Origin of the sequence: Methylobacterium sp. J-067, assembly GCF_022829465.1 — a bacterium.
GTDB lineage: Bacteria > Pseudomonadota > Alphaproteobacteria > Rhizobiales > Beijerinckiaceae > Methylobacterium > Methylobacterium litchii.
This window is the reverse complement of sequence record NZ_JAKSXZ010000140.1, coordinates 177,077-196,057: the sequence shown is the minus strand read 5'-3', so window position 1 is coordinate 196,057 and position 18,981 is coordinate 177,077. Positions and strand designations below refer to the sequence as shown.

Sequence of the window (18,981 nt, the reverse complement as noted above, 5' to 3'; positions counted from 1 at the left end):
CGGGGTCCGCAGGCCGAGAACGGTGCAGTCCCTACCCGCTGCTCACAGCATTAACCTTTTGTTAAGCGGCCGATTGCGGCGAGGGCTCCGTCGTGAGAGCTTTCGTTAACGAGAGCTAAACGGTTGGGTCACGGCGATGCGGTTCGCGGCTAACAAGATGCGGGATGCGGCCTCGGCGCTTCGGCGCGGCCTGGCCATCCTCGCCGTCGCCACCGCCGCCCTGACCGGCGCGGCCGCCGCGCAGACGCTGGCGAGCCTGCCGAATGCCGATGTCGGCGCCCGTGTGCGGGGCGATGCCAAGCCGATCGCCGCCTGGAGCACCTTCTGCCAGGATTACGCCGCCGAATGCGCCATCGACCGCACCGAGCCGGCGCGCATCACCCTGACCCCCGCCGTGTGGAACACCATCGTCGCCGTCAACCGCCGCATCAACAAGTCGGTCGAGCCGATGACCGACATGGACCACCTCCACGTCGCCGACCGCTGGGACCTCGCCGAGGACGGCATCGGCGATTGCGAGGATTTCCAGCTGCTGAAGCGTCACCTGCTGGCCGAGGCGGGCCTGCCGCGCCGGGCCATGCGCATGACCGTCGTCATCGACGAGAAGGGCGAGGGCCATGCGGTCCTCACGCTCATCACGGATCGCGGCGACCTTGTGCTCGACAACAAGACCAACACGATCCTGCCGTGGCACCGCACCGGCTACGTGTTCATCAAGCGTGAGAGCCAGGATGCCGTGGCGTGGGTGTCGCTGGGCGGCGCGACCTCGCCCGTCACCACCGCCAACCGCTAACGCAGGAAGGTCGGGGCGATCCACCAGCCCGGATGGGCGGCGCGCAGGCGCTTGGCCGCCCTGACCGCGGCCTGACGGTCCTCGAACAGGCCGAACACCGTCGCGCCGGAGCCCGACATGCGCGCGAGGAGGCTTCCCTGGCCGCGCAGGGCCGAGAGGCATTCGCCGATCACCGGCGCCACCGTGAGGGCCGGGCCCTCGAGGTCGTTCCGCGCGGGGCCGATGGTCGCGAGCACCGTCTCGGCATCCGCATCCGCCGGAATGAAAGGGTGCTCTCCGCCCGAGAGGGTCTGGCCGACCGAGAGACCGAGCGCCTTGAAGACCGGCGCGGTGGGCACCGGCACGCCGGGATTGATCAGCACCGCCGGCAGGGGCTCGATGCCCAGTGCGAGGCTCACGTCCTCCCCCGCGCCGCGCATCATGCGGGCCAGCGGATCGAGGCAGACCGGCACGTCCGCCCCCGTCTGCCGCGCCGCCTCCACGACGGCGGGATGATCGAGGGTGAGCCCGTTGAGCCGGGCGAGGAGCCGCAGGGCCGCCGCCGCATCGGAGGACCCGCCGCCGATCCCCGCCGCCACCGGTAGGCGCTTCACGAGATGGAACGCCCCAACCTTCAGGTCCGGCACCTTGGCGGCGAGGCCGCGCGCCGCGCGGATCACGAGGTTGTCCGCATCCGGCCCCGCCGGGCCGGCGGTAGGCCCGCTCACCGTCAGGGAGAGGTCGGCGCCCGGCGTCAGGGTCAGCCGGTCGGCCGTGCCGGCGAAGGCCACGAGGCTTTCGAGCACATGGTAGCCGTCCGCCGGGCGCCGTCCGAGGACGTGCAGCGTGAGGTTCACCTTGGCGGGTGCGCGGTCGGTCAGGAGGGTCACGGGAAGTCCGCCGGCGAGTGATCGGGCGGGGTCGGGGTACAGGCCGGATCGACCGGCGGCAAGGTTGGCTCAGCCGAGGGGGTGCGCCCGGAAGGGCAGGAGGTCGCCGGGGCGGATCGCTTCGATCTCCTCACCGAGTTCCGCGAGCCCGTCGCTCGCCGCGAGCCCCGTCAGGGCGCCGCCGGGGGCGGCCCTCGCCTCGGACAATCCGTCCGCGCCCTGGTGCAGGCAGACGCGGAGATATTCCCGCCGCCCGAGCCGCTTCGTCAGGGCGAAACCGCTGCGGACGAGGGGGAGGGCGGGCTCCTCGGTGCCGCCGCTCAGGAACCGGAGCACGGGCAGCAGGACCGCCACGGCGGTCACATAAGCCGCACCGGGATTGCCGGGCAGGCCGAGGAAGGGCGTGCCACCCACCTCGCCGAAGGCCAGGGGGCGGCCGGGCTTGATGGCGAGCCGCCACAGGGCGATGCCGCCGGCCTCGTCCACCGCCGCGCGGACGTGATCCTCCTCACCCACGGAGACGCCGCCGGAGGTCACGATCAGGTCGAACCGTGTCGCCGCCTCCGCGAGCCGTGAGCGCAGCGACGAGGCGTCGTCGCGCAAAATGCCTAGAGCCTGGGGCAGGGCCCCCCACCGCGTGAGCAGGGCGGCCAGCATCGGCCCGTTGGCGTCGTGAATCCCGGCCGGGGCAAGGCCGTCGCCCGCCGCCGTCACTTCATCGCCGGTCGAAAACACACCAACCCGCAGCCGGCGCCGCACCGGCAGGTCCCCGACACCAAGGGCCGAGGCGAGGGCGAGGTCGCGCGGCCCGAGCCGCCGCCCGGCCGGCAGAGCGAGGTTGCCGCGCGCCACATCCTCCCCGGCGCGGCGGCAATTGGCGCCGCGCTTGATGGTGGCCGGAAGCCGCACCGCGTCGCCGTCGAGGGATGTTTCCTCCTGCATCGCGACGGTGTCGGCGCCATGGGGCAGGGGAGCCCCGGTGAAGATCCGCGCCGCGCTGCCGGGCGGGATCTCCGCTACCGTCTTGCCCGCCGGCACGCGGGCCGCGACCGGCAGGGGACTCTCCCCGAGATCGGCGAAGCGGAAGGCGTAGCCATCGACGGCCGAATTATCGAAGGGAGGCAGGGATAGGGGGGCGGCGATGTCTTCCGCCAGGATGCGGCCCAATGACTCGCCCGCGGACACGGTTTCGGCCTCGGCGACGATGGCCAGCCGCTCGCGGATGAGCGCGAGGGCGTCCGAAACCCGCATGGGCGCGGGGGCGTCGCAACTCCGAGAGGTCATGGCACGAGACTGACACGAAGGGCGGAAGGCGTCGCCACCGATTGCGGCATGCGCAACCGGGGATCAACCCCAGGACGGGTTTTGCCCCGTCCCGGCGATCCCTTAGGTTCAACCCATGGAATCGCCCTCCGTCCTCGCCTGCCAGCGGCCCTCGTTCGAAATGCCCGAGGGCGTGAGCTATCTCGATGCCGCCGCGTGGTCGCCCTTGCCCCGCGCAGTGCGGGCGGTGGGCGAAGCTGGAATCCTGGCCAAGAGCCGGCCCTGGGACCATTCCCGCGCGACTTTCCCCCGCCACACCGAGCGGGCACGGGGACTGGCGGCGAGCCTCATCGGCGCCTCGGCCGACGACATGGCCATCGTCGGCTCGGTCAGCCACGCCATGGCGACCGTCGCCCATAATCTGAAGCCGGCGCGGGGCGGGCGCATCCTGCGCGTGGCGGACGAATTCCCTTCCGTCTGCCTGCCCTTCGACAGGCTGGCGGACCGCCACGGCCTCACCGTCGAGATCGTGGAGCGGCCCGAGGACGGCGACTGGACCTCTGCCCTCCTCGCCGCCATCGCCCGGCCGGGCGCGCCGCCCCTCGCCATCGCGACCTTGACCCCCGCCCATTGGACGGACGGCACGCTCATTAACCTTGATCGGATCGCTCCAACCGTGCGCGCGGCGGGGGCGGTGCTGGTGATCGACGCGACGCAGGCGGCGGCCGCCATGCCCATCGATGTCGCCCGCTGGCAGCCCGACTTCCTCGCCTTTCCGACCTACAAGTGGACGCTCGGTCCCTATGGGCTCGCCTTCCTCTACGCCGCCCCGCATCGCCAGGATGGGGTGCCCCTGGAGGAGAACAGCGGCAATCGCCCTCCGGTCCAGGGCGCACGGCGCTACGACAGGGGCGAGCTGCACGATCCCGTCGCCCTGCCGATGGCGGCCGAAGGACTCGCGCTGATCGCGGAATGGGGCACGGAGCCGATCTCGCGCTACCTCGGCCGCCTGACCCAGCGCCTCGCGCAAGGGTGCGGTGAACTCGGCCTGATCGCGCCGCCCCAGGAGCGGCGGATGCCGCATATCCTCGGCCTGCGTCGGCCGAACGGGTTGCCGGAGAACCTGATCCCCCGCCTTGCGGAGCGCCGCGTCTTCGCCAGCGAGCGCGGGGGCGGCCTGCGCCTGAGCCCGCATGTCTGGGCGAACGAGGGGGATATCGATGCCTGCCTTGCGGCCCTCGCGGCGCTTCTCTGAACGCCGCCTTTTCTCGCATGCGGCACTGGTGCCGGGATGGGTGCGAGGCTACATAGTGGGAGCGGGGCTGCAGAGTTCGTCAGGAGCACTATCCCCGGGGCCTTATCGACTCCCTCGGGAGCTGTCACTGGCCTCGTCCCTGGACTTGGCCAACACGGCGCCCACCTACGCTGTAGGTTTCCCGGGATCGATCCTCCAACGGCTCACGTGGCTCCGCACCCCGATCCTCACTCGTTAGCAGGCCGGAAGGCGGAACTGCGCCGCACGGCGCTTGCCGCCCGCGACGCCCTCGATCCCGACGCACGGCGAACGGCGTCCGCCACCATCGCGGATACGCTCCTCGGTCTGAAGCCGCTCCGCGCGGCGTCGCTGGTCGCCGGCTACTGGCCGATCCGCAGCGAGGTCGATCCCCGCCCGGTGATGAAGGCCCTGGCCGAGCGCGGCACGCGCATCGCCCTGCCGCACGTGACCCCTGACGGCCTCGTCTTCCGCGAATGGATGTCCGGCGCCACCCTCGTGCGCGGCCAGTTCGGTTTGAGCGAGCCCGATCCCTCCCTTCCAGCCGTCGCGCCCGATGCGCTGCTGGTGCCGCTCGCCGCCTTCGATGCGGAAGGACGCCGTCTCGGCTACGGGCGCGGCTATTACGACGGCGCCATCGCCCGGCTGTCCGAAGGCCGTACCCTGCTGACCATCGGCATCTGCTACGCCGCCCAGGAGGTGCCGGAAGTGCCGGTGGAGCCCCACGACAAGTCGCTCTCGGCCATCGTCACCGAGGCCCGGACGTTCCATTTCGAAGGCACGCGCGGATGAGGCTCCTGTTCCTCGGAGATGTGGTGGGCCGCCCCGGCCGAACCGTCGTACTCGACCGGCTCCCGGAGCTCCGCGAGCGCTGGCGGCTCGATTGCGTCGTCATCAACGGCGAGAACGCTGCCGGCGGCTTCGGCATCTCCGAGGCGATCTGCGACGAGTTGATCGGTGCCGGTGCCGACGCCGTGACCCTCGGCAACCACAGTTTCGATCAGCGCGAGGCCCTGGTATTCATCGGCCGGCAGGAGCGCCTGATCCGCCCGGCCAACTATCCGCCCGGCACCCCCGGCCGTGGCGCCACCATCGTCGAGACTGGTAACGGCGCACGGGTGCTGGTGGTCAACGTGATGGGCCGCGTCTTCCTCGACCCGATGGACGATCCCTTTGCGGCCGTGGAGCGCGAGATCTCCGCGTGCCCCCTCGGCGCGGCGGCGGATGCCATCGTGGTCGATGTCCATGCCGAGGCGACGAGCGAGAAGCAGGCGATCGGCCACTACCTCGACGGGCGGGTGAGCCTCGTCGTCGGCACGCACACCCACACCCCGACCGCCGACCACCGCATCCTGCCCGGCGGTACCGCCTACATGTCGGACGCGGGCATGTGCGGCGATTACGATTCGGTCATCGGCATGCAGAAGCACGAGCCGATTCGCCGGCTGATCCAGAAGACGCCCGGCTCCCGCTGGGAGGTGGCGACGGGCACAGGCACGCTGAGCGGAATTGCCATCGAAACCGGGGCGAACGGGCTCGCGACGAAGGTCGCCGCCGTGCGGATCGGCCCGAATCTCGAAGAGAGCCTGCCCCATTTCTGGGAGTAGGGAGGCCCTGCCCTTGGCAGATTGGCTCAAGGGCGTACTATGCCGAAAAGTGCTGAACCGCACATGCCAGATGCGGGCCGTTAGCGCAGCCGGAGGGACATCTCATGCTCAACAGCACGAGCCTCATCAAGTCGTCGTGGATCGCCGTCGAGGTCGGCCGGGAGCGCACGGAGCGTGTGCTCATGGTCGAGACCTACATCGCCGTGAGTCCCCTCGAACCCAATTACGACCCCGCGCAATACGAGAAAGTCGTGGGCTGCGTCCGCAGCGTGCTGGCGCGCAACGCCGAGATCGACCGCGCGTCGATCCTTAGCATGCATCGCGGCTCCGGCTGCACCGCCCTGTTCCGTGACCGCCCGACCGAGGCGACCCGCACGGCGGCCTGACACACACCCTTTCACGCTCCGAACGGCCGAAGGTCCGTGGCGCCCCGCCACGGGCCTTTTTGGCGCGCGGCCCCGTCATTGACGTGTCATTAGAGCTGTTCTAATTAAGAACTATGGACGGCGCCGGGTTCGGCTCCGTCGAGGTTCTTTTGGGAGATTGAGCATGGCCGGTACCGCGAACGCGTCCTGCGAAAGCTGCCGCTTCTACGACGAGCACAAGGGCAACGGCGCCGTTGCCAAGTCCGATGAGGGCCTGTGCCGCTTCAACCCGCCGGTGAGCCAGCCGGGTCCGGACACCAAGGGTCTCTGGCCCGTGGTGGCGACCAGCGACTGGTGCGGCCACTTCACCGCCGAGATGACCGCCGCCGAGTAAGCGGCGCGCCTCGCGAGTTTGCCCGAAGGGGCCGGTGCCGACGCACCGGCCCCTTTGCTTTTGCGGGGGGCACCAATGCGCCGCGCACAGGCTGGGGTGGGGAAGGGGCCTCGCTGTCATCATCCGGCCAACTTCCGGCGTGAGACGGCTGCCAGCAGCATCGGCGCCGCCTGTCGGCGGTGACGGAGATCGGCCGGAATACCGGCACGGCCCCGTCACGCCCCGCGGCTCGCGATGGAGGAGAGTTCAGGGATGATGTTTCGTACGCTCGGTCGCCGCGCCGCGCCGGTCGCGCTGCTCGCGCTCGCCGCCCTCTCCGGACCGGCCCGCGCCGCCGCCACACCCACCGATCCCACCGGCACCTATCTCACCGAGGATGGCCGCGCCCGCGTCCGCCTCGAGAAGTGCGGCGCCGTCAACGACAAGCTGTGCGGCTACGTCGTGTGGCTGAAGGTCCCGCTCAACGACAAGGGCGAGCCCCGGACCGACTTCAAGAACCCGGACCCGAAGAAGCAGGCCCGTCCGTCCCTCGGCCACCAGCTCATCATGGGCCTGAAGCCCAATGAGGATGCCCATTACGAGGGGCAGATCTACAATTCCGAGGACGGCAAGTTCTACAAGGTCACGATCTGGACGGATGCGCCCGGCGAGTTGACCGTGAAGGGCTGCCTGATCGCGTTCCTGTGCAAGTCGCAGACCTGGACGAAGGTCAACGACCTGATCGCCGGCCAGCTCGCGGGCCCGACCAATGGGGCGAACGGCCCTCGCACGGACCCCGAGTACATGCCGAAGACGGCGGGCGGCGCGACCAAGCCCGGCACCAAGGCCCCGGCCGGCAAGGCCGCGCCGGCCCAAGCTCCGGCAGCCGCGGCTCCGGCCGACGACTGAGCGGCCTTGCGCCACGAAAAAGGCCTGCCCCGGGGGACCGGGGCAGGCCTTTTTTCTTGCGCCGATGCTGGCCGCTCAGTCCTTGTCGAGGGACAGGTCGGGCGCTTCGGGATTCTTCATGCCGACGACGTGGTAGCCCGCATCGACGTGCAGGATCTCGCCGGTCATGCCGGCGGCCATGCCGGAGAGAAGGTAGGCGGCCGTCTCGCCGACCTCACCGATCGTCACCGTGCGCCGGAGCGGCGCGTTGTACTCGTTCCACTTCAATATGTAGCGGAAGTCGCCGATGCCGGAGGCGGCGAGCGTCTTGATCGGCCCGGCCGAGATCGCGTTCACGCGGATGTCCTTCGGGCCGAGATCGGCGGCGAGGTAGCGGACTGAAGCTTCCAGCGCCGCCTTGGCCACGCCCATCACGTTGTAATGGGGCATCCACTTCTCGGCGCCATAATAGGTCAGCGTCAGCAGCGAGCCGCCCGGCCGCAGGATCTTCTCCGCGCGTTGCGCCACCGCCGTGAAGGAATAGCAGGAGATCAGCAGCGACTTGGTGAAGTTCTCCTCGGAGGTTTCGAGGTAGCGGCCCGTCAGCTCGTCCTTGTCGGAGAAGGCGATGCAGTGGACGACGAAATCGATGCCCTCGGGGAAGATGCGCGCCGCCTCGGCGAACACCGCGTCGATGGACGCAGCGTCGGTGACGTCGCAATGGCCGATGACCTGCGCGTCGAGTTCCTTCGCCAGCGGCTCCACGCGCTTGCGCAGGGCGTCGCCCTGGTAGGTAAAGGCCAGTTCGGCGCCGTGGGCGCGGGCGCTGCGGGCGATGCCCCAGGCGATCGAACGGTTGTTCGCGACCCCGAGGATCACCCCCCGCTTGCCTGCCAGAATCCCGTGCCCGTGTTCCGCCATGACGCTTCCCGGTATAACGCGGCGCCGGTAGCGCCGGGGGTTCCCTTAGCGGAGGCGGGACGGGGACGGAAGTCCGACCCGCAACGGAGCGGGCCGGATTGACGCTTTCAGCCGACCCGCGCGGCCCGGCGCGCCCTGGCGAACTCGGCCAGGGCCTCGTCGTCGCCGGCCGGCAGCGTGATCGCCGTGGTGGCGAAGAGGTCGCCCCGCGTCCCGTCCTTCTTGGGCAGGCCTTTGCCGCGCAGGCGGAAGGTGCGGCCCGAGCTGGTCATCGGCGGCATCTTCATCTCGACGGCGCCCGTCAGGGTCGGGACCCGGATCGTGCCGCCGAGGATCGCATCATCCAGCGGGACGTCCACGCTCACCCGCAGGTCCGCCCCCTCGGTCTTGAAGCGCGGGTGCGGCTGGATGCGGATGGTGAGGAGGGCGTCGCCCGGCTCCGCGCGCGGCCCACCGCCATAGCCGAGACCGCGCAGGCGGATCGTCTGGCCATCGACCACGCCCTTCGGGATCATCACGTCGACCTCGCGGCCGGTGGGCAGGTTCAGGCGCAGCTTCTCCTCGCCGCCGACCTGTTCGAGGGTCACGATCAGTTCGGCCGAGACATCCTCGCCGCGCGGAGCCTGCCGCGGGCCGGGCCCGGCGCCGCCGGCCCTGAAGGCCTCGCCGAAAATGTGCGAGAAGATGTCCTCGCCCATGCCGCCGCCGCCCATGCCGCCGCGCTGGTTGCGCGCCATGGATTCGAAGTCGAAGCCTCGCCCGCCGCCGCCACCACCACCACCGCCGAAGCCGCCGAACCCCTCGAAGCCGGTCGCGCGCGGCCTGCCGTCGGCGTCGATCTCGCCGCGGTCGAACTGCTTGCGCTTGTCGGCATCACCCAGGATCTCGTAGGCCGAGTTCACTTCCGCGAACCGGTCCTTGGCCTTCACGTCGGTCTTGTTGCGGTCGGGGTGAAACTCCTTGGCGAGTTTGCGATAGGCCTTCTTGATGTCGGCCTCGCTCGCAGCCTTGGGCACGCCCAGAACTTCGTATGGGTTGCGCATCGGTCGTAGATAGCTTTCGGCGAAGCAGGGATGCTTCCCATGTGGGAAGCCTGTTGCATTGCTGCAACGGTGCTGGTGGCAAAAGTCTGCGTGAAAGGCGTCGCCGTCAAGCGGTCGAAATGCGCGGCGGGCGCATCGCCATGATCGCGGCGGGGGCCTACACTCCCGCTCTCCACCGCTCGATGCCGGAAGCCATGACCTACCGTTGCGATCACGTCCATCTGCGCAGCCGCGATGCCGTCGCGGCCGCCGCGTTCTACACGGCTATGTTCGGCGCCCGCGAGACTGGCCGGGTCGGCGGCGAGCCGGTGCAGCGGGTGATCCTCGACCTGGGCGGCCTTACGGTGTTCATCGAGCAGGCCACCGACGACGTGCATCCGGCTGCGACGACGCCCTGTCTCGGCGTCGAGCATATCGGCCTCGCCGTCGAGGACATCGAGGCGGCCATGGCCGACCTCAAAGGTCGCGGCGTGGTGTTCCGGACGGACATCATCCAGCGCGGCCCCGCCCTGCGCATCGTCTTCCTCGACGCCCCGGATGGGGCGATCATCGAACTGCTGGAACGGCGCTGACGGCCGTTACCGTCCGGGGCTCGGCTGGATGAAGCGGATCCGCTGATCCGCCTCGGGATCGCTCGCCACGAAGCGGCCCGGGCTCTGATCGATCCCCACCAAGCCGCCGTCGTCGTACACGGCGCCCAGCACGGTCCGGTAATGGTCGCGCACGCGGGCGTGGCAGTCGCAGGACACCTCCTCCATCCGGCGCCGGTCGAGGACCGTGATCCGGCCGCGCCCGACCTTAATAAGCCCCTGTTCCTGTAGGACCCGCAAAATGCGCGTGAGATAGGTCCGCTGCACGCCGAGCATCGCCGCCAGAAGCTCATGTGTGATGGGCAGGACAGGCGAGCCGATTCGGTCGTGCAGGGTCTGCAGCCAGCGCAGGCAGCGCTGTTCGATCGGATGCAGGGCGTTGCAGGCAGAGGATTGAAGCACCTGCGCCAGGAGGCAATCCGAGTAGCGGGCGAACAGGTCGCGGATGTGCCGCGACTGACGCTTGGCCTCCTGCAGAATGGCGGATTCGATCCGCAGCATCGGCCCGGCGATCTGCACGATGGCGTGCGTGGAGGCCGGCACATAGCCTTGGCTGACGATGCCGCCCACGGCCCCTTCATGCCCGATCGTCGCCGTCTCGGCGCTGCGACCGTCGCTCGTGGTGATCACCAAAGTGACGACCGCGTGCTCGCAAGGGAAGGTAATGTGCGTGACCGGCGCGCCCGCCTCGAAGATCGTGCCGCCCTTGCCGTAGCTGACCGCTTCAAGATGCGGCAGCAACAACTCTCGGTCGAAGCCGCGCAGGGCTTTCAACAGCAGGTTGGTCTCAAGGCTGGCGGCAGATTCGACGGGCATCGCATCGTTAATAGCGTGTGTACTTTCTACTCCTTAACCAATTCGCTTTGTGGCGTCTGTTCAAGACTAGACCAATTGACGACAAAATCCGCTAATCTAGGAGGGTTTTGTCCACCCGTAACATTAGTGCTACTTGTCGGTGCAAATTCCCTGCGAAGACAAGCGCTTGTGATCCCTCGGATCACAGTCCGTGGACAGGAAGGACGCCCAATCGGAGGGGGTGCCGTAGAAGGCGTTCCGGTCGACGTCGCCCCGCACGCCGGGGACGCGGCCGGTGGAGGTGAACTGCCAGAGCATCCAGCGGCGGTTCACGAAGCGCTGCTCCGGCTCGGCGGCGGTGGAGCGCAGCCAGTGCGGATAGTCCGGCAATTCGCCTTCCAGCACGTCCTTGTGGAAGGTGATGTCCGTATAGATGATCGGGCGCTTGCCGGTGTAGCGCTCCATCTCTTCGAGCATCTCCCGCACCATGGTCAGGGCCTGCTCCTTCGGGAGCTTGCGCGGGCAGGTCTGGGAATGGCCGTTCCATTCCACGTCGAGGACCGGGGGGAGGGCGCTCGGATCGTTGGGGACGTTCTTCTTGAACCAGTTCATCTGGTCCCGGGCCGAGCGGCACCAGAAGACGAAGTGGTAGGCGCCGCGCGGAATGCCGGCGGCGGCGGCCCCATCCCAGTTCGCCCGGAATCGCTCGTCGACGTGGTCACCGCCCTCGGTCGCCTTGATGAAGGCGAACTGCGTGCCGGAGGCGCGGACGGAGGCCCAATCGACGTTCCCCTGCCACTTCGAGATGTCGATGCCCTGGATCGGATGCAGCTTGGCCTTGGCCACGCCCGGATGGGGCTTCACGTCGCCCTTGGTGGGGTAGAAATCCGGGTTGCTCGAGCAGGCGGCGAGGCCCGCGAGGGTGGCCGCGGCGAGCGCCCGGCGCGACATGAGCAGTACGGCCGACAGCGACGCGGAAATGGAGCCCCCGAAGAGCGGTGTAGACACTCTAGTCCGAGACATCAGCGCCACCGCCCGTTTCTCCGAAAAGCGCTTACGACAGGCCTATTCGATGACCCCTCTGCAGTTAACGGACCTTTGCGATCATTGCGGCGGAATTCCGGGATGCGTTGCCCGCCAGTGACATACCCACAGCCCGCCGCGCTTGGAGAAGCCGGCTGCGCAGCCTAAGTCCCGGCGCAGCAAGGAAAGTCGGGTCGTGCTGCCGTGAGCAAGAGACTGTTTACCATCGGCTACGAAGGGCTCGATCCGGAGCGCCTGCGGGACGCCCTCCAGTCGGCCGGGGTCGCCGTGCTGGCCGATGTTCGCGCCGTGGCGAATTCGCGCAAGCGCGGCTTCTCGAAGGGTGCCCTGAAGGCGGGTCTGGAGGAAGCGGGACTCGGCTACGCGCATCTGCGCGCCCTCGGCACGCCAAAATCCGGCCGCGAGGCCGCCCGCGCCGACGATGCCGCGCTACTGAAGCGCATCTATTGCGAGGAGGTGCTGGAGACGGCGGGCGGCATCGCCGCGCTCGATGAGCTGTCGGCCCTCGCCGAGAAGGCACCGACATGCCTCCTCTGCTTCGAGCGCGATCCCGCCCGCTGCCATCGCCGCCTGTTGGCCGAGCGGCTGGCGCCGCGCGGCTTCGTGGTCGAGGACCTGTTCGGCTAGATCGTCAGGCCTGCGCGATGGCCTGGACTCGGGCGCTCACCGCCCCGGCGAAGCGGCGCATCGGCTTGAGCGCCGCACCGAGCAGGGCGCTCGGGCGTTCGGCACGGGCTTCCGGCCGGCGCCGGTTCGGGTCGGCCTCCGGCGACACGGGCAGGTAGAGCGCCTCGAAGAAGGAGATCTCCATCAGCCCCACGCCCGCCTCGTCGGTGACGAGGAGCGAGGCGTCGAGGAGCTTGGCCTCGCCGCCGTGGCGCTGGACGATGCCGCGCACCACGGTGGAGGCGACGAAGCGCAGAGCCGCCGTGTCGCCCACATCCTGGCCGACGCGGTCGGGGACGACCTTTCCGTTGATGACGATGTTGAAGAAGGCACGCATGAGGGCGAGGCTTTCTTGCGAGGGAGGCCGGACGGCCGGGTTTACGCGGCCTCGACGTCCCTGTCGGGTTCGGCGGCCGATTTGGGGTCGAAGGCGTCGGCGAGCAGGCCGATGCGGCGGGCCATGTCCCGCACCTCGTTGAGAGCGATCGACTTCTGGCCTTCCTTCACAGCCCGCGTGATGTCGCTCACCTGGGCCGTCGCGATGCGCTTCAGTTCCTCGGCAAGTTGCTGGCTTGTCATCATGTCCGCTGTCCGGCGAAGGAAGAGCGGCAGGTTCGGCCGGTCTCGTTACCATGCCGTATCTTCGGGCGGTGGATTGCTGTGGATTGAGGGGATCGCCCGCCCGACCGTGCTTCCCGTTGCGCGCACCGGCCCGTGCGCTACCTCCGGCACGGCCGCCAGAGAACTCCGGAACAGCAGGACCGCAGCATGGACTTCGCCCTCTTCCTCGACTTCGACGGCACCCTCGTGGACATCGCGCCGAGGCCCGATGCGGTGGTGGTCGAGCCGGGGCTGATCCAGAATCTCGAAGCCCTGCGGCAGCGGCTCGGCGGCGCGCTCGCCCTCGTCAGCGGGCGGCCCATCGCGCAGATCGACGGGTTCCTCACGCCGGCGCGGTTCGATGCGGCGGGACTGCACGGCGTGGAGCGGCGGCGCGAAGGTGAGATCGTCGGCGGGCGGCCCGAGGATCACCCGGATCTGCGCCGGCAGGTGGAGCGGCTGCACGCCGATTCGGCGCCGCTGGCGAATGTGCTGATCGAAGACAAGGGCGCGTCCGTTGCCGTGCACTGGCGGCTGGCGAATGCGGAGGACGCGCAGCGCGCCGAGGCACTGGTGAAGGAGGCGGCGGGTCTGCTCAGCGGCGCTTACCGCCTGCAACTCGGCAAGGCGGTGGGTGAGATCGTGCCCGCCACCGCGACGAAGGCCGTGGCGATCCGCACCTTCCTGGAGGAGGCGCCCTATGCCGGCCGCCGGGCGATCTTCCTCGGCGACGACAAGACCGACGAGATCGCCTTCGCCAGCGTTACCGAGGATGGCGGCGTGGCCGTGCGCGTCGGCGACGGCGAAACCGCCGCCGCCCGCCGCCTGCCGGATCCGGCGGCGGTGCGGGCGCTCATCGCCGCCTGGGCTGCCGGAGAACCGATCGACCCGGACGCACTGCCGCCCGCCTGAGGGCGTCCTACGGCGCCATGTCGGGGACGGGCTTCACCACCACGTCGTCGGCCGGCGCATCGACCGGGGTCGGAACCGCCGCCTCGACGCGCGGGGGCGGAGTGAGCTGCAGCGTCTCGCTGGTCATGGCCAGCGACTCGAAGGCCTTCTGAGGATCCACGTTCAGCTTCGTGCCGTAGCTCGGGACGATGCGGCGGATCTTGGCCTGCCACTCGGGCGTCGCGACCTTCTTGGCGAAGACCTTCTCCAGCACGGAGAGCATGATCGGCGCAGCGGTCGAGGCCCCCGGCGAGGCGCCGAGCAGGCCGGCGATGCTGCCGTCCTTCGCGCTGACGATCTCGGTGCCGAGCTTCAGCACGCCGCCCTTCTCGGGATCGCGCTTGATGATCTGCACCCGCTGGCCCGCCTGCCACAGGCGCCATTCGCTCTTCTTCGCGTTCGGGAAGTACTCGCGCAGGGCCTGGTAGCGGTCCTCGTCCGACAGCATGAGCTGGCCGGCGAGGTATTCCACCAGCGGATACTGGTCGATCCCGACCCGCATCATCGGCCACACGTTGCTCGTTGTGGTCGAGGAGAGCAGGTCGAGATACGAGCCTTCCTTCAGGAACTTGGTCGAGAAGGTCGCGAACGGTCCGAACAGGATCACGCGCTTGCCGCCGAGCATGCGGGTGTCGAGATGCGGCACCGACATCGGCGGGGCGCCGACCGACGCCTTGCCGTAGGCCTTGGCGAGGTGCAGCGAGGTGACGTCGGGATTCTCGTTGATCAGGAACGAGCCGCCCACGGGGAAGCCGGCATAATCCTCGGCCTCGGGGATCCCCGACTTCTGCAGCAGGTGCAGCGCCCGGCCGCCCGCGCCGATGAAGACGAACTTGGCATCGACCGTGTCGGCCGCGCCGGTCTTCACGTTGCGGATCGACACGCGCCAGGAGCCGTCACCGTTGCGGGTCAGGGCCTCGACCTCGGTGCCGGTCTTCAGATCGAACTTCGGCGCGCTCTTGAGATGGCCGACGAACTGGCGGGTGATCTCGCCGAAATCGACATCGGTGCCGACCGGCGCCCAGGTGGCGGCGATCTTCTGCTGCGGGTCGCGGCCCTCCATCATCAGCGGCACCCAGGCCTTGATGCGCTCGGGGTCCGACGAGAACTGCATGCTGGCGAAGAGCGGGCTCGCCTTCAGGGCCTCGTAGCGGCGCTTCAGGAACGAGACGTTTTCGTCACCCCACACGAAGCTCATGTGCGGCGTCGAATTGATGAAGCTGCGCGGATTCCGCAGGACGCCGTTCTTCACCTGCCAGGACCAGAACTGCCGGGAGATCTGGAACGCCTCGTTGATCGCGACGGCCTTGTCGATCGTGACCCGGCCCTTCGTATCCTCGGGTGTGTAGTTCAGCTCCGCCAGGGCGGAATGGCCCGTGCCGGCGTTGTTCCAGCCGTTGGAGCTTTCCAGGGCGACGCTGTCCAGGCGCTCGACCATCTCCATCGACCAGTCGGGCTCGAGCTCGCGCAACCACACGCCGAGGGTCGCGCTCATGATGCCGCCGCCGATCAGCAGCGCATCGACCTTGCGAGTATCGCCGGCCGCGCCCGCAATCGTCGCGGGCAGCGAGGCCGCCGCGACGCCGGTCAGCGCAGTCCCGATGAGTTGCCGGCGGCTGAAACCGACTGAACTATCGTTCATATCCTGCGACGAAGGGCGGTTGTCGTGATCGATCATTGCTACCGGTGGTTCTCTAACAGAGTTAAATTTATTTTGCGGACGGCTACAGCTAAATTTGAGGCCACACTCCTTGCCGACCCGCTCCCAATGCTCAAGCCTTGTGCGCTGCAACGGGGGGCCGCGCCGGATGCAAGGGTCGTCGTGAGGCCTTCCCGTGCGGGGCGGCATTTGCCACACAGGGCACGGCCGGCGCTGTCCGCGCGGCGGGGAGGTGAGTGCTGATGTTCGAGTTCCCGGTCCTCATCGGCGACATCGGCGGCACGAATGCCCGCTTCGGCCTCGTGGAGCGGAAGGGCGACAAGCCGCGAACGCTCTCGCACGAGGCGACCGCCGACCATGCCGACCCGTCCGCCGCGATCCGCGCCGCGCTCGGCAAGGAAGGCCAGGACGCACCGCCGCCGCGCTCGGCGATCCTCGCCATCGCGGGGCGGATCGACGGGCCGGAGATCCAGCTTACGAACGCCCACTGGAAGGTGAGCGGCGAGCGGATCGCCGGGGATTTCGACCTGTCCTCGGCGACGATCGTGAACGACTACGTCCCCGTGGCAGCCGGCGCGGCGGAGATCGAGCCGCACGACCTTACCCCCATCGGGCGCAGCCATCCCATTCCGGGGGGCGCCCGCGTGGTGCTCGGGCCGGGCACCGGCTTCGGCGCGGCGGCGCTGGTGCCGTACTCTTCCCACCTCGCCATCGTCTCGACGGAGGTGGGCCATACCGATATCGGCCCGGCGGATGCTTTTGAGGAGAAGGTCTGGCACGCGCTGGAGCGCGTCGAGGACCGCATCACCGTCGAGACGGTGCTCTCGGGCCCCGGCCTCGCGCGGTTGCACGCGGCGGTGGCGCATGTCCGCACCGGGCGCCCGCACGACAAGATCGACCCCGCCGCCGTGACGGAGGCCGGGCTCGACGCCTCCGATCCCCATGCCGTGGAAACGCTGGGACTGTTCGCCCGGCTGCTCGGCCGGGTCTGCGGCGACCTCGCGCTGACCTTCCTCGCCACGAGCGGGGTCTATATCGGCGGGGGCATCGCTCCGCGTATCCTGAAGGTGCTGGAGGAGAGCGGATTCCGCGAGTCCTTCGAGCGCAAGGCGCCCTTCGCGGCGATGATGCGCGGCATCCCCACCAGCGTCATCACGGTGCAGGACCCCGCCTTCAACGGGTTGGCGAACCTGGCCAGCGATGGGGCGAAGTTCGTCTATCACGGGCAGGTCTGGCGTCGCCCGGAGTGATCCGAGCCGCCCGCTGCGGACATGTCATACAATTGACATGACGCGTGTCATGCTCTGAGCGCATGGCTTGTTACAGCCGGCGTAGTCTGTTTACCTTGGCAATGGGAACCATAGCGCAGGCGATCTTGACGGCCCGCGTTTTGTTGCATTGCGAAATTTTCAAACCGCGACGCACCAATTCTGTGTTTTCCTTTGCGGGCCGGAATACCCCGGTGTCGCATCGGAGCACACAATGCGCACGATTATCATTCTTGCGTCGTCCGCTATCGCCGCGGCGACCTTCGCGGCCGGCATCGCCTCGGCCGACGACCGGATCAACGTGACCCCGCCGATCAGCCGTGAGCATGCCCGCGAGATCCGCGCCATCCACCCGGCCGGCGAGTTCACCGTGACGCCCCAGCCGGTGCCGACCACCGAGACTCCGCGCCCGTTCTCGGCCGCCGCGTCCCGGATCGACGTCGCCAACCGCTGAGGCGGTGGGTCAGGCCGCGGCCAGCGGCTTGGACACATCTTCGAGGGACCGCCCTTCGGCGGCGGTCCCCCAGATGCCGCCCACCACGGCGGCGACGATCATCAGCACCGCGCCCAGCAGGTAGCCGAAGAAGACGTATTCCCGCGAGCCGCTCTCCACGAGCGATCCGAAGAGCAGCGGCCCCGAGACGCCGCCGACCCCCGTGCCGATGGCATAGAAGGCGGCGATGGCGAGCGCCCGGATCTCCAGCGGGAAGGTTTCCGCCACGGTGAGGTAGGCCGACGAGGCCGCCGCGCTGGCGAAAAAGAACACCGCCATCCACGCCGCCGTCTGGCCCACCGGGCCGAAGGCGTCGATGAGGAATAGGTAGCCTGCCCCGATCAGCATCACGCCGGAGATGCCGTAGGTGAAGGCGATCATCGGCCGGCGCCCGACCGTGTCGAACAGCCGTCCGAGGACCACCGGCCCGAGGAACGAGCCGAGCGCGAAGGGCAGCAGATACCAGCCGACCTGCCCGCCCGGCACCTGATAGAACTTCTCCAGCACCAGGGCGTAGGTGAAGAACAGGGCGTTGTAGAAAAACGCCTGTCCCACCATCAGGCAGAGGCCGACCACGGTCTGCTTGCGGCTCGTTACGAACATCGAGTGCACGACGTCCGAGAGGGGCGTGTGGTGGCGAACCCGGATCTTGGTGTGCTTCTTCGGGTCCGGCGGCGGCAGGGTGACGCCCGCATCGGTGAAGCGTTTCTCGATGCTCGTGACCACCCGGTCGGCCTCGGCGGTGTAGCCGTGGGTCGCCAGCCAGCGCGGGCTTTCCGGGATCCAGCGCCGCAGGAACAGGATCACGAGGCCGATGGCGCCGCCGGTCAGGAAGGCGACGCGCCAGCCCCAGGCCGGATCGATCACTTCGGGCTTCAGCAGCACGATCGACATGAAGGAGCCGAGCGCGGCGCCGATCCAGAATGAGCCGTTGATGACGAGGTTGGTCCAACCCCGTGCGCTGGCCGGCACGAGTTCCTGGATGGTCGAATTGATGGCGGTGTACTCGCCGCCGATGCCCGCGCCGGTGAAGAAGCGGAAGACGCAGAAGCTCGCCACGTTCCACGACAGGCCGGTGGCCGCCGTGGCGACGAGGTAGAGGGCCAGGGTGATGAAGAAGAGCTTCTTGCGGCCGATCCGGTCGGTCAGCCAGCCGAAGCCCACCGCGCCCGTCACCGCGCCGACGAGGTAGGAAGAAGCCGCGAGGCCGACGTCGAACTCGGAGAAGGACATCGGCGGCTGGCGCAGCGCCCCGACGAGGGAGCCCGCCAGCGTTACCTCAAGGCCGTCGAGCACCCAGGTGATGCCCAACGCCACGATGACGAGGACATGGAAGCGGCCCCAGGGCAGGCGGTCGAGGCGCCCCGCGATGTCCGTATCGACGACGCTGCCGATCTCAGCGCGCTCGGGCGTGCCGGCTACCCCTTCCACCTTGGTCGCCATGCTGCCCAATCCTCCATTCACCAAAAGTCGTGAGAAGCAGTAAACCGCAACTCCGAATTGCTGTTCGCAACAATCG

22 protein-coding genes and 1 other RNA gene are annotated in these 18,981 nt (G+C 68.9%); 13 read left to right on the top strand and 10 right to left on the bottom strand.

Features of this window, described 5'->3' with window-relative positions:
• Positions 1 to 136: 136 nt before the first annotated feature.
• Complete coding sequence (locus MKK52_RS21870; protein WP_243957637.1) at positions 137 to 793, top strand: transglutaminase-like cysteine peptidase; 657 nt, start codon at positions 137 to 139, stop codon at positions 791 to 793.
• Here MKK52_RS21870 and MKK52_RS21865 read toward each other — a convergent pair.
• Positions 790 to 1,662, bottom strand: a complete 873-nt coding sequence (locus MKK52_RS21865) for a 4-(cytidine 5'-diphospho)-2-C-methyl-D-erythritol kinase (RefSeq protein ID WP_243957635.1) — start codon at positions 1,660 to 1,662, stop codon at positions 790 to 792. The genes MKK52_RS21870 and MKK52_RS21865 overlap by 4 nt on opposite strands.
• Positions 1,663 to 1,731: 69 nt before the next feature.
• Positions 1,732 to 2,913, bottom strand: coding sequence for a gephyrin-like molybdotransferase Glp (glp, locus tag MKK52_RS21860; RefSeq protein WP_243957632.1), 1,182 nt, complete (start codon positions 2,911 to 2,913; stop codon positions 1,732 to 1,734).
• A gap of 148 nt (positions 2,914 to 3,061) precedes the next feature.
• On the opposite strand from glp, the gene MKK52_RS21855 reads away from it, so the two are divergent.
• The 7 genes from MKK52_RS21855 to MKK52_RS21825 all read left to right on the top strand — a co-directional run bounded on the left by MKK52_RS21855 (position 3,062) and on the right by MKK52_RS21825 (position 7,452).
• Positions 3,062 to 4,180 (top strand): aminotransferase class V-fold PLP-dependent enzyme, encoded by a 1,119-nt coding sequence (locus MKK52_RS21855; RefSeq protein ID WP_243957630.1) that lies wholly within the window; start codon positions 3,062 to 3,064, stop codon positions 4,178 to 4,180.
• A gap of 61 nt (positions 4,181 to 4,241) precedes the next feature.
• Positions 4,242 to 4,398: non-coding RNA, 6S RNA (ssrS, locus tag MKK52_RS21850), on the top strand.
• A complete protein-coding gene (locus MKK52_RS21845) occupies positions 4,388 to 4,990 on the top strand; it encodes a 5-formyltetrahydrofolate cyclo-ligase (protein WP_243957628.1) in 603 nt (200 codons plus the stop codon). The genes ssrS and MKK52_RS21845 overlap by 11 nt, the downstream gene beginning before the upstream one ends.
• Positions 4,987 to 5,805: a TIGR00282 family metallophosphoesterase gene (locus MKK52_RS21840; protein WP_243957620.1), complete on the top strand. Its 819-nt coding sequence runs from the start codon at positions 4,987 to 4,989 to the stop codon at positions 5,803 to 5,805. The genes MKK52_RS21845 and MKK52_RS21840 overlap by 4 nt, the downstream gene beginning before the upstream one ends.
• A 104-nt stretch (positions 5,806 to 5,909) precedes the next feature.
• Positions 5,910 to 6,191 carry a hypothetical protein gene (locus tag MKK52_RS21835; RefSeq protein WP_243957618.1) on the top strand — a complete coding sequence of 94 codons (282 nt, stop codon included), beginning with the start codon at positions 5,910 to 5,912 and terminating at the stop codon, positions 6,189 to 6,191.
• 163 nt (positions 6,192 to 6,354) lie between these two features.
• Entirely contained in the window at positions 6,355 to 6,564 is a 210-nt protein-coding gene (locus MKK52_RS21830; RefSeq protein ID WP_243957617.1) for a hypothetical protein, read from the top strand.
• A gap of 252 nt (positions 6,565 to 6,816) precedes the next feature.
• A complete protein-coding gene (locus tag MKK52_RS21825; protein ID WP_243957615.1) occupies positions 6,817 to 7,452 on the top strand; it encodes a DUF2147 domain-containing protein in 636 nt (211 codons plus the stop codon).
• A 75-nt stretch (positions 7,453 to 7,527) separates the two neighbouring features.
• Here the strand turns inward: MKK52_RS21825 and fabI are convergent, their stop codons facing one another.
• Positions 7,528 to 8,352: an enoyl-ACP reductase FabI gene (gene fabI / locus MKK52_RS21820; RefSeq protein ID WP_243957613.1), complete on the bottom strand. Its 825-nt coding sequence runs from the start codon at positions 8,350 to 8,352 to the stop codon at positions 7,528 to 7,530.
• Between the two features lie 107 nt (positions 8,353 to 8,459).
• A complete protein-coding gene (locus MKK52_RS21815) occupies positions 8,460 to 9,395 on the bottom strand; it encodes a DnaJ C-terminal domain-containing protein (protein ID WP_243957611.1) in 936 nt (311 codons plus the stop codon).
• A gap of 119 nt (positions 9,396 to 9,514) precedes the next feature.
• Here MKK52_RS21815 and MKK52_RS21810 point away from each other — a divergent pair, with 119 nt between their 5' ends.
• Entirely contained in the window at positions 9,515 to 9,967 is a 453-nt protein-coding gene (locus MKK52_RS21810; protein WP_313898768.1) for a VOC family protein, read from the top strand.
• A gap of 6 nt (positions 9,968 to 9,973) precedes the next feature.
• Here the strand turns inward: MKK52_RS21810 and MKK52_RS21805 are convergent, their stop codons facing one another.
• Complete coding sequence (locus MKK52_RS21805; protein ID WP_243957609.1) at positions 9,974 to 10,801, bottom strand: Crp/Fnr family transcriptional regulator; 828 nt, start codon at positions 10,799 to 10,801, stop codon at positions 9,974 to 9,976.
• Between the two features lie 129 nt (positions 10,802 to 10,930).
• Positions 10,931 to 11,731 (bottom strand): glycoside hydrolase family 25 protein, encoded by an 801-nt coding sequence (locus MKK52_RS21800; protein ID WP_243957768.1) that lies wholly within the window; start codon positions 11,729 to 11,731, stop codon positions 10,931 to 10,933.
• Between the two features lie 276 nt (positions 11,732 to 12,007).
• Between MKK52_RS21800 and MKK52_RS21795 the strand changes: the two genes are divergently transcribed.
• Positions 12,008 to 12,451: a DUF488 family protein gene (locus MKK52_RS21795; RefSeq protein ID WP_243957607.1), complete on the top strand. Its 444-nt coding sequence runs from the start codon at positions 12,008 to 12,010 to the stop codon at positions 12,449 to 12,451.
• A 4-nt stretch (positions 12,452 to 12,455) separates the two neighbouring features.
• On the opposite strand, the gene MKK52_RS21790 is transcribed toward MKK52_RS21795, so the two are convergent.
• Both MKK52_RS21790 and MKK52_RS21785 read right to left on the bottom strand, forming a co-directional pair.
• Complete coding sequence (locus MKK52_RS21790; protein ID WP_243957605.1) at positions 12,456 to 12,827, bottom strand: DUF6894 family protein; 372 nt, start codon at positions 12,825 to 12,827, stop codon at positions 12,456 to 12,458.
• A 41-nt stretch (positions 12,828 to 12,868) separates the two neighbouring features.
• Positions 12,869 to 13,072 (bottom strand): hypothetical protein, encoded by a 204-nt coding sequence (locus MKK52_RS21785; RefSeq protein WP_409564712.1) that lies wholly within the window; start codon positions 13,070 to 13,072, stop codon positions 12,869 to 12,871.
• A 186-nt stretch (positions 13,073 to 13,258) separates the two neighbouring features.
• On the opposite strand from MKK52_RS21785, the gene otsB reads away from it, so the two are divergent.
• Entirely contained in the window at positions 13,259 to 14,002 is a 744-nt protein-coding gene (gene otsB / locus MKK52_RS21780) for a trehalose-phosphatase (RefSeq protein WP_243957604.1), read from the top strand.
• A gap of 7 nt (positions 14,003 to 14,009) precedes the next feature.
• On the opposite strand, the gene mqo is transcribed toward otsB, so the two are convergent.
• A complete protein-coding gene (gene mqo / locus MKK52_RS21775; RefSeq protein WP_243957595.1) occupies positions 14,010 to 15,683 on the bottom strand; it encodes a malate dehydrogenase (quinone) in 1,674 nt (557 codons plus the stop codon).
• Positions 15,684 to 16,003: 320 nt separating this feature from the next.
• Here mqo and MKK52_RS21770 point away from each other — a divergent pair, with 320 nt between their 5' ends.
• On the top strand, positions 16,004 to 16,951 hold the full coding sequence (locus MKK52_RS21770) for a glucokinase (RefSeq protein ID WP_409564718.1): 948 nt from the start codon (positions 16,004 to 16,006) through the stop codon (positions 16,949 to 16,951).
• A 232-nt stretch (positions 16,952 to 17,183) separates the two neighbouring features.
• Entirely contained in the window at positions 17,184 to 17,423 is a 240-nt protein-coding gene (locus MKK52_RS21765) for a hypothetical protein (protein WP_243957591.1), read from the top strand.
• Positions 17,424 to 17,432: 9 nt separating this feature from the next.
• Here MKK52_RS21765 and MKK52_RS21760 read toward each other — a convergent pair whose 3' ends face one another.
• Positions 17,433 to 18,905 carry an MFS transporter gene (locus MKK52_RS21760; RefSeq protein ID WP_243957588.1) on the bottom strand — a complete coding sequence of 491 codons (1,473 nt, stop codon included), beginning with the start codon at positions 18,903 to 18,905 and terminating at the stop codon, positions 17,433 to 17,435.
• Positions 18,906 to 18,981: the final 76 nt, after the last annotated feature.

What these genes read in the sequence shown, in the direction of transcription:
- glp (WP_243957632.1), bottom strand. Translation starts at nt 2,913, where the DNA reads ATGCGGGTTTCGGACGCCCTCGCGCTCATCCGCGAGCGGCTGGCCATC.
- MKK52_RS21810 (WP_313898768.1), top strand. Translation starts at nt 9,515, where the DNA reads ATGCGCGGCGGGCGCATCGCCATGATCGCGGCGGGGGCCTACACTCCC.
- MKK52_RS21835 (WP_243957618.1), top strand. Translation starts at nt 5,910, where the DNA reads ATGCTCAACAGCACGAGCCTCATCAAGTCGTCGTGGATCGCCGTCGAG.
- MKK52_RS21760 (WP_243957588.1), bottom strand. Translation starts at nt 18,905, where the DNA reads ATGGCGACCAAGGTGGAAGGGGTAGCCGGCACGCCCGAGCGCGCTGAG.
- MKK52_RS21830 (WP_243957617.1), top strand. Translation starts at nt 6,355, where the DNA reads ATGGCCGGTACCGCGAACGCGTCCTGCGAAAGCTGCCGCTTCTACGAC.
- MKK52_RS21790 (WP_243957605.1), bottom strand. Translation starts at nt 12,827, where the DNA reads ATGCGTGCCTTCTTCAACATCGTCATCAACGGAAAGGTCGTCCCCGAC.
- MKK52_RS21855 (WP_243957630.1), top strand. Translation starts at nt 3,062, where the DNA reads ATGGAATCGCCCTCCGTCCTCGCCTGCCAGCGGCCCTCGTTCGAAATG.
- mqo (WP_243957595.1), bottom strand. Translation starts at nt 15,683, where the DNA reads ATGAACGATAGTTCAGTCGGTTTCAGCCGCCGGCAACTCATCGGGACT.
- MKK52_RS21870 (WP_243957637.1), top strand. Translation starts at nt 137, where the DNA reads ATGCGGTTCGCGGCTAACAAGATGCGGGATGCGGCCTCGGCGCTTCGG.
- otsB (WP_243957604.1), top strand. Translation starts at nt 13,259, where the DNA reads ATGGACTTCGCCCTCTTCCTCGACTTCGACGGCACCCTCGTGGACATC.
- MKK52_RS21785 (WP_409564712.1), bottom strand. Translation starts at nt 13,072, where the DNA reads ATGATGACAAGCCAGCAACTTGCCGAGGAACTGAAGCGCATCGCGACG.
- MKK52_RS21840 (WP_243957620.1), top strand. Translation starts at nt 4,987, where the DNA reads ATGAGGCTCCTGTTCCTCGGAGATGTGGTGGGCCGCCCCGGCCGAACC.
- MKK52_RS21825 (WP_243957615.1), top strand. Translation starts at nt 6,817, where the DNA reads ATGATGTTTCGTACGCTCGGTCGCCGCGCCGCGCCGGTCGCGCTGCTC.
- fabI (WP_243957613.1), bottom strand. Translation starts at nt 8,352, where the DNA reads ATGGCGGAACACGGGCACGGGATTCTGGCAGGCAAGCGGGGGGTGATC.
- MKK52_RS21800 (WP_243957768.1), bottom strand. Translation starts at nt 11,731, where the DNA reads ATGTCGCGCCGGGCGCTCGCCGCGGCCACCCTCGCGGGCCTCGCCGCC.
- MKK52_RS21815 (WP_243957611.1), bottom strand. Translation starts at nt 9,395, where the DNA reads ATGCGCAACCCATACGAAGTTCTGGGCGTGCCCAAGGCTGCGAGCGAG.
- MKK52_RS21805 (WP_243957609.1), bottom strand. Translation starts at nt 10,801, where the DNA reads ATGCCCGTCGAATCTGCCGCCAGCCTTGAGACCAACCTGCTGTTGAAA.
- MKK52_RS21765 (WP_243957591.1), top strand. Translation starts at nt 17,184, where the DNA reads ATGCGCACGATTATCATTCTTGCGTCGTCCGCTATCGCCGCGGCGACC.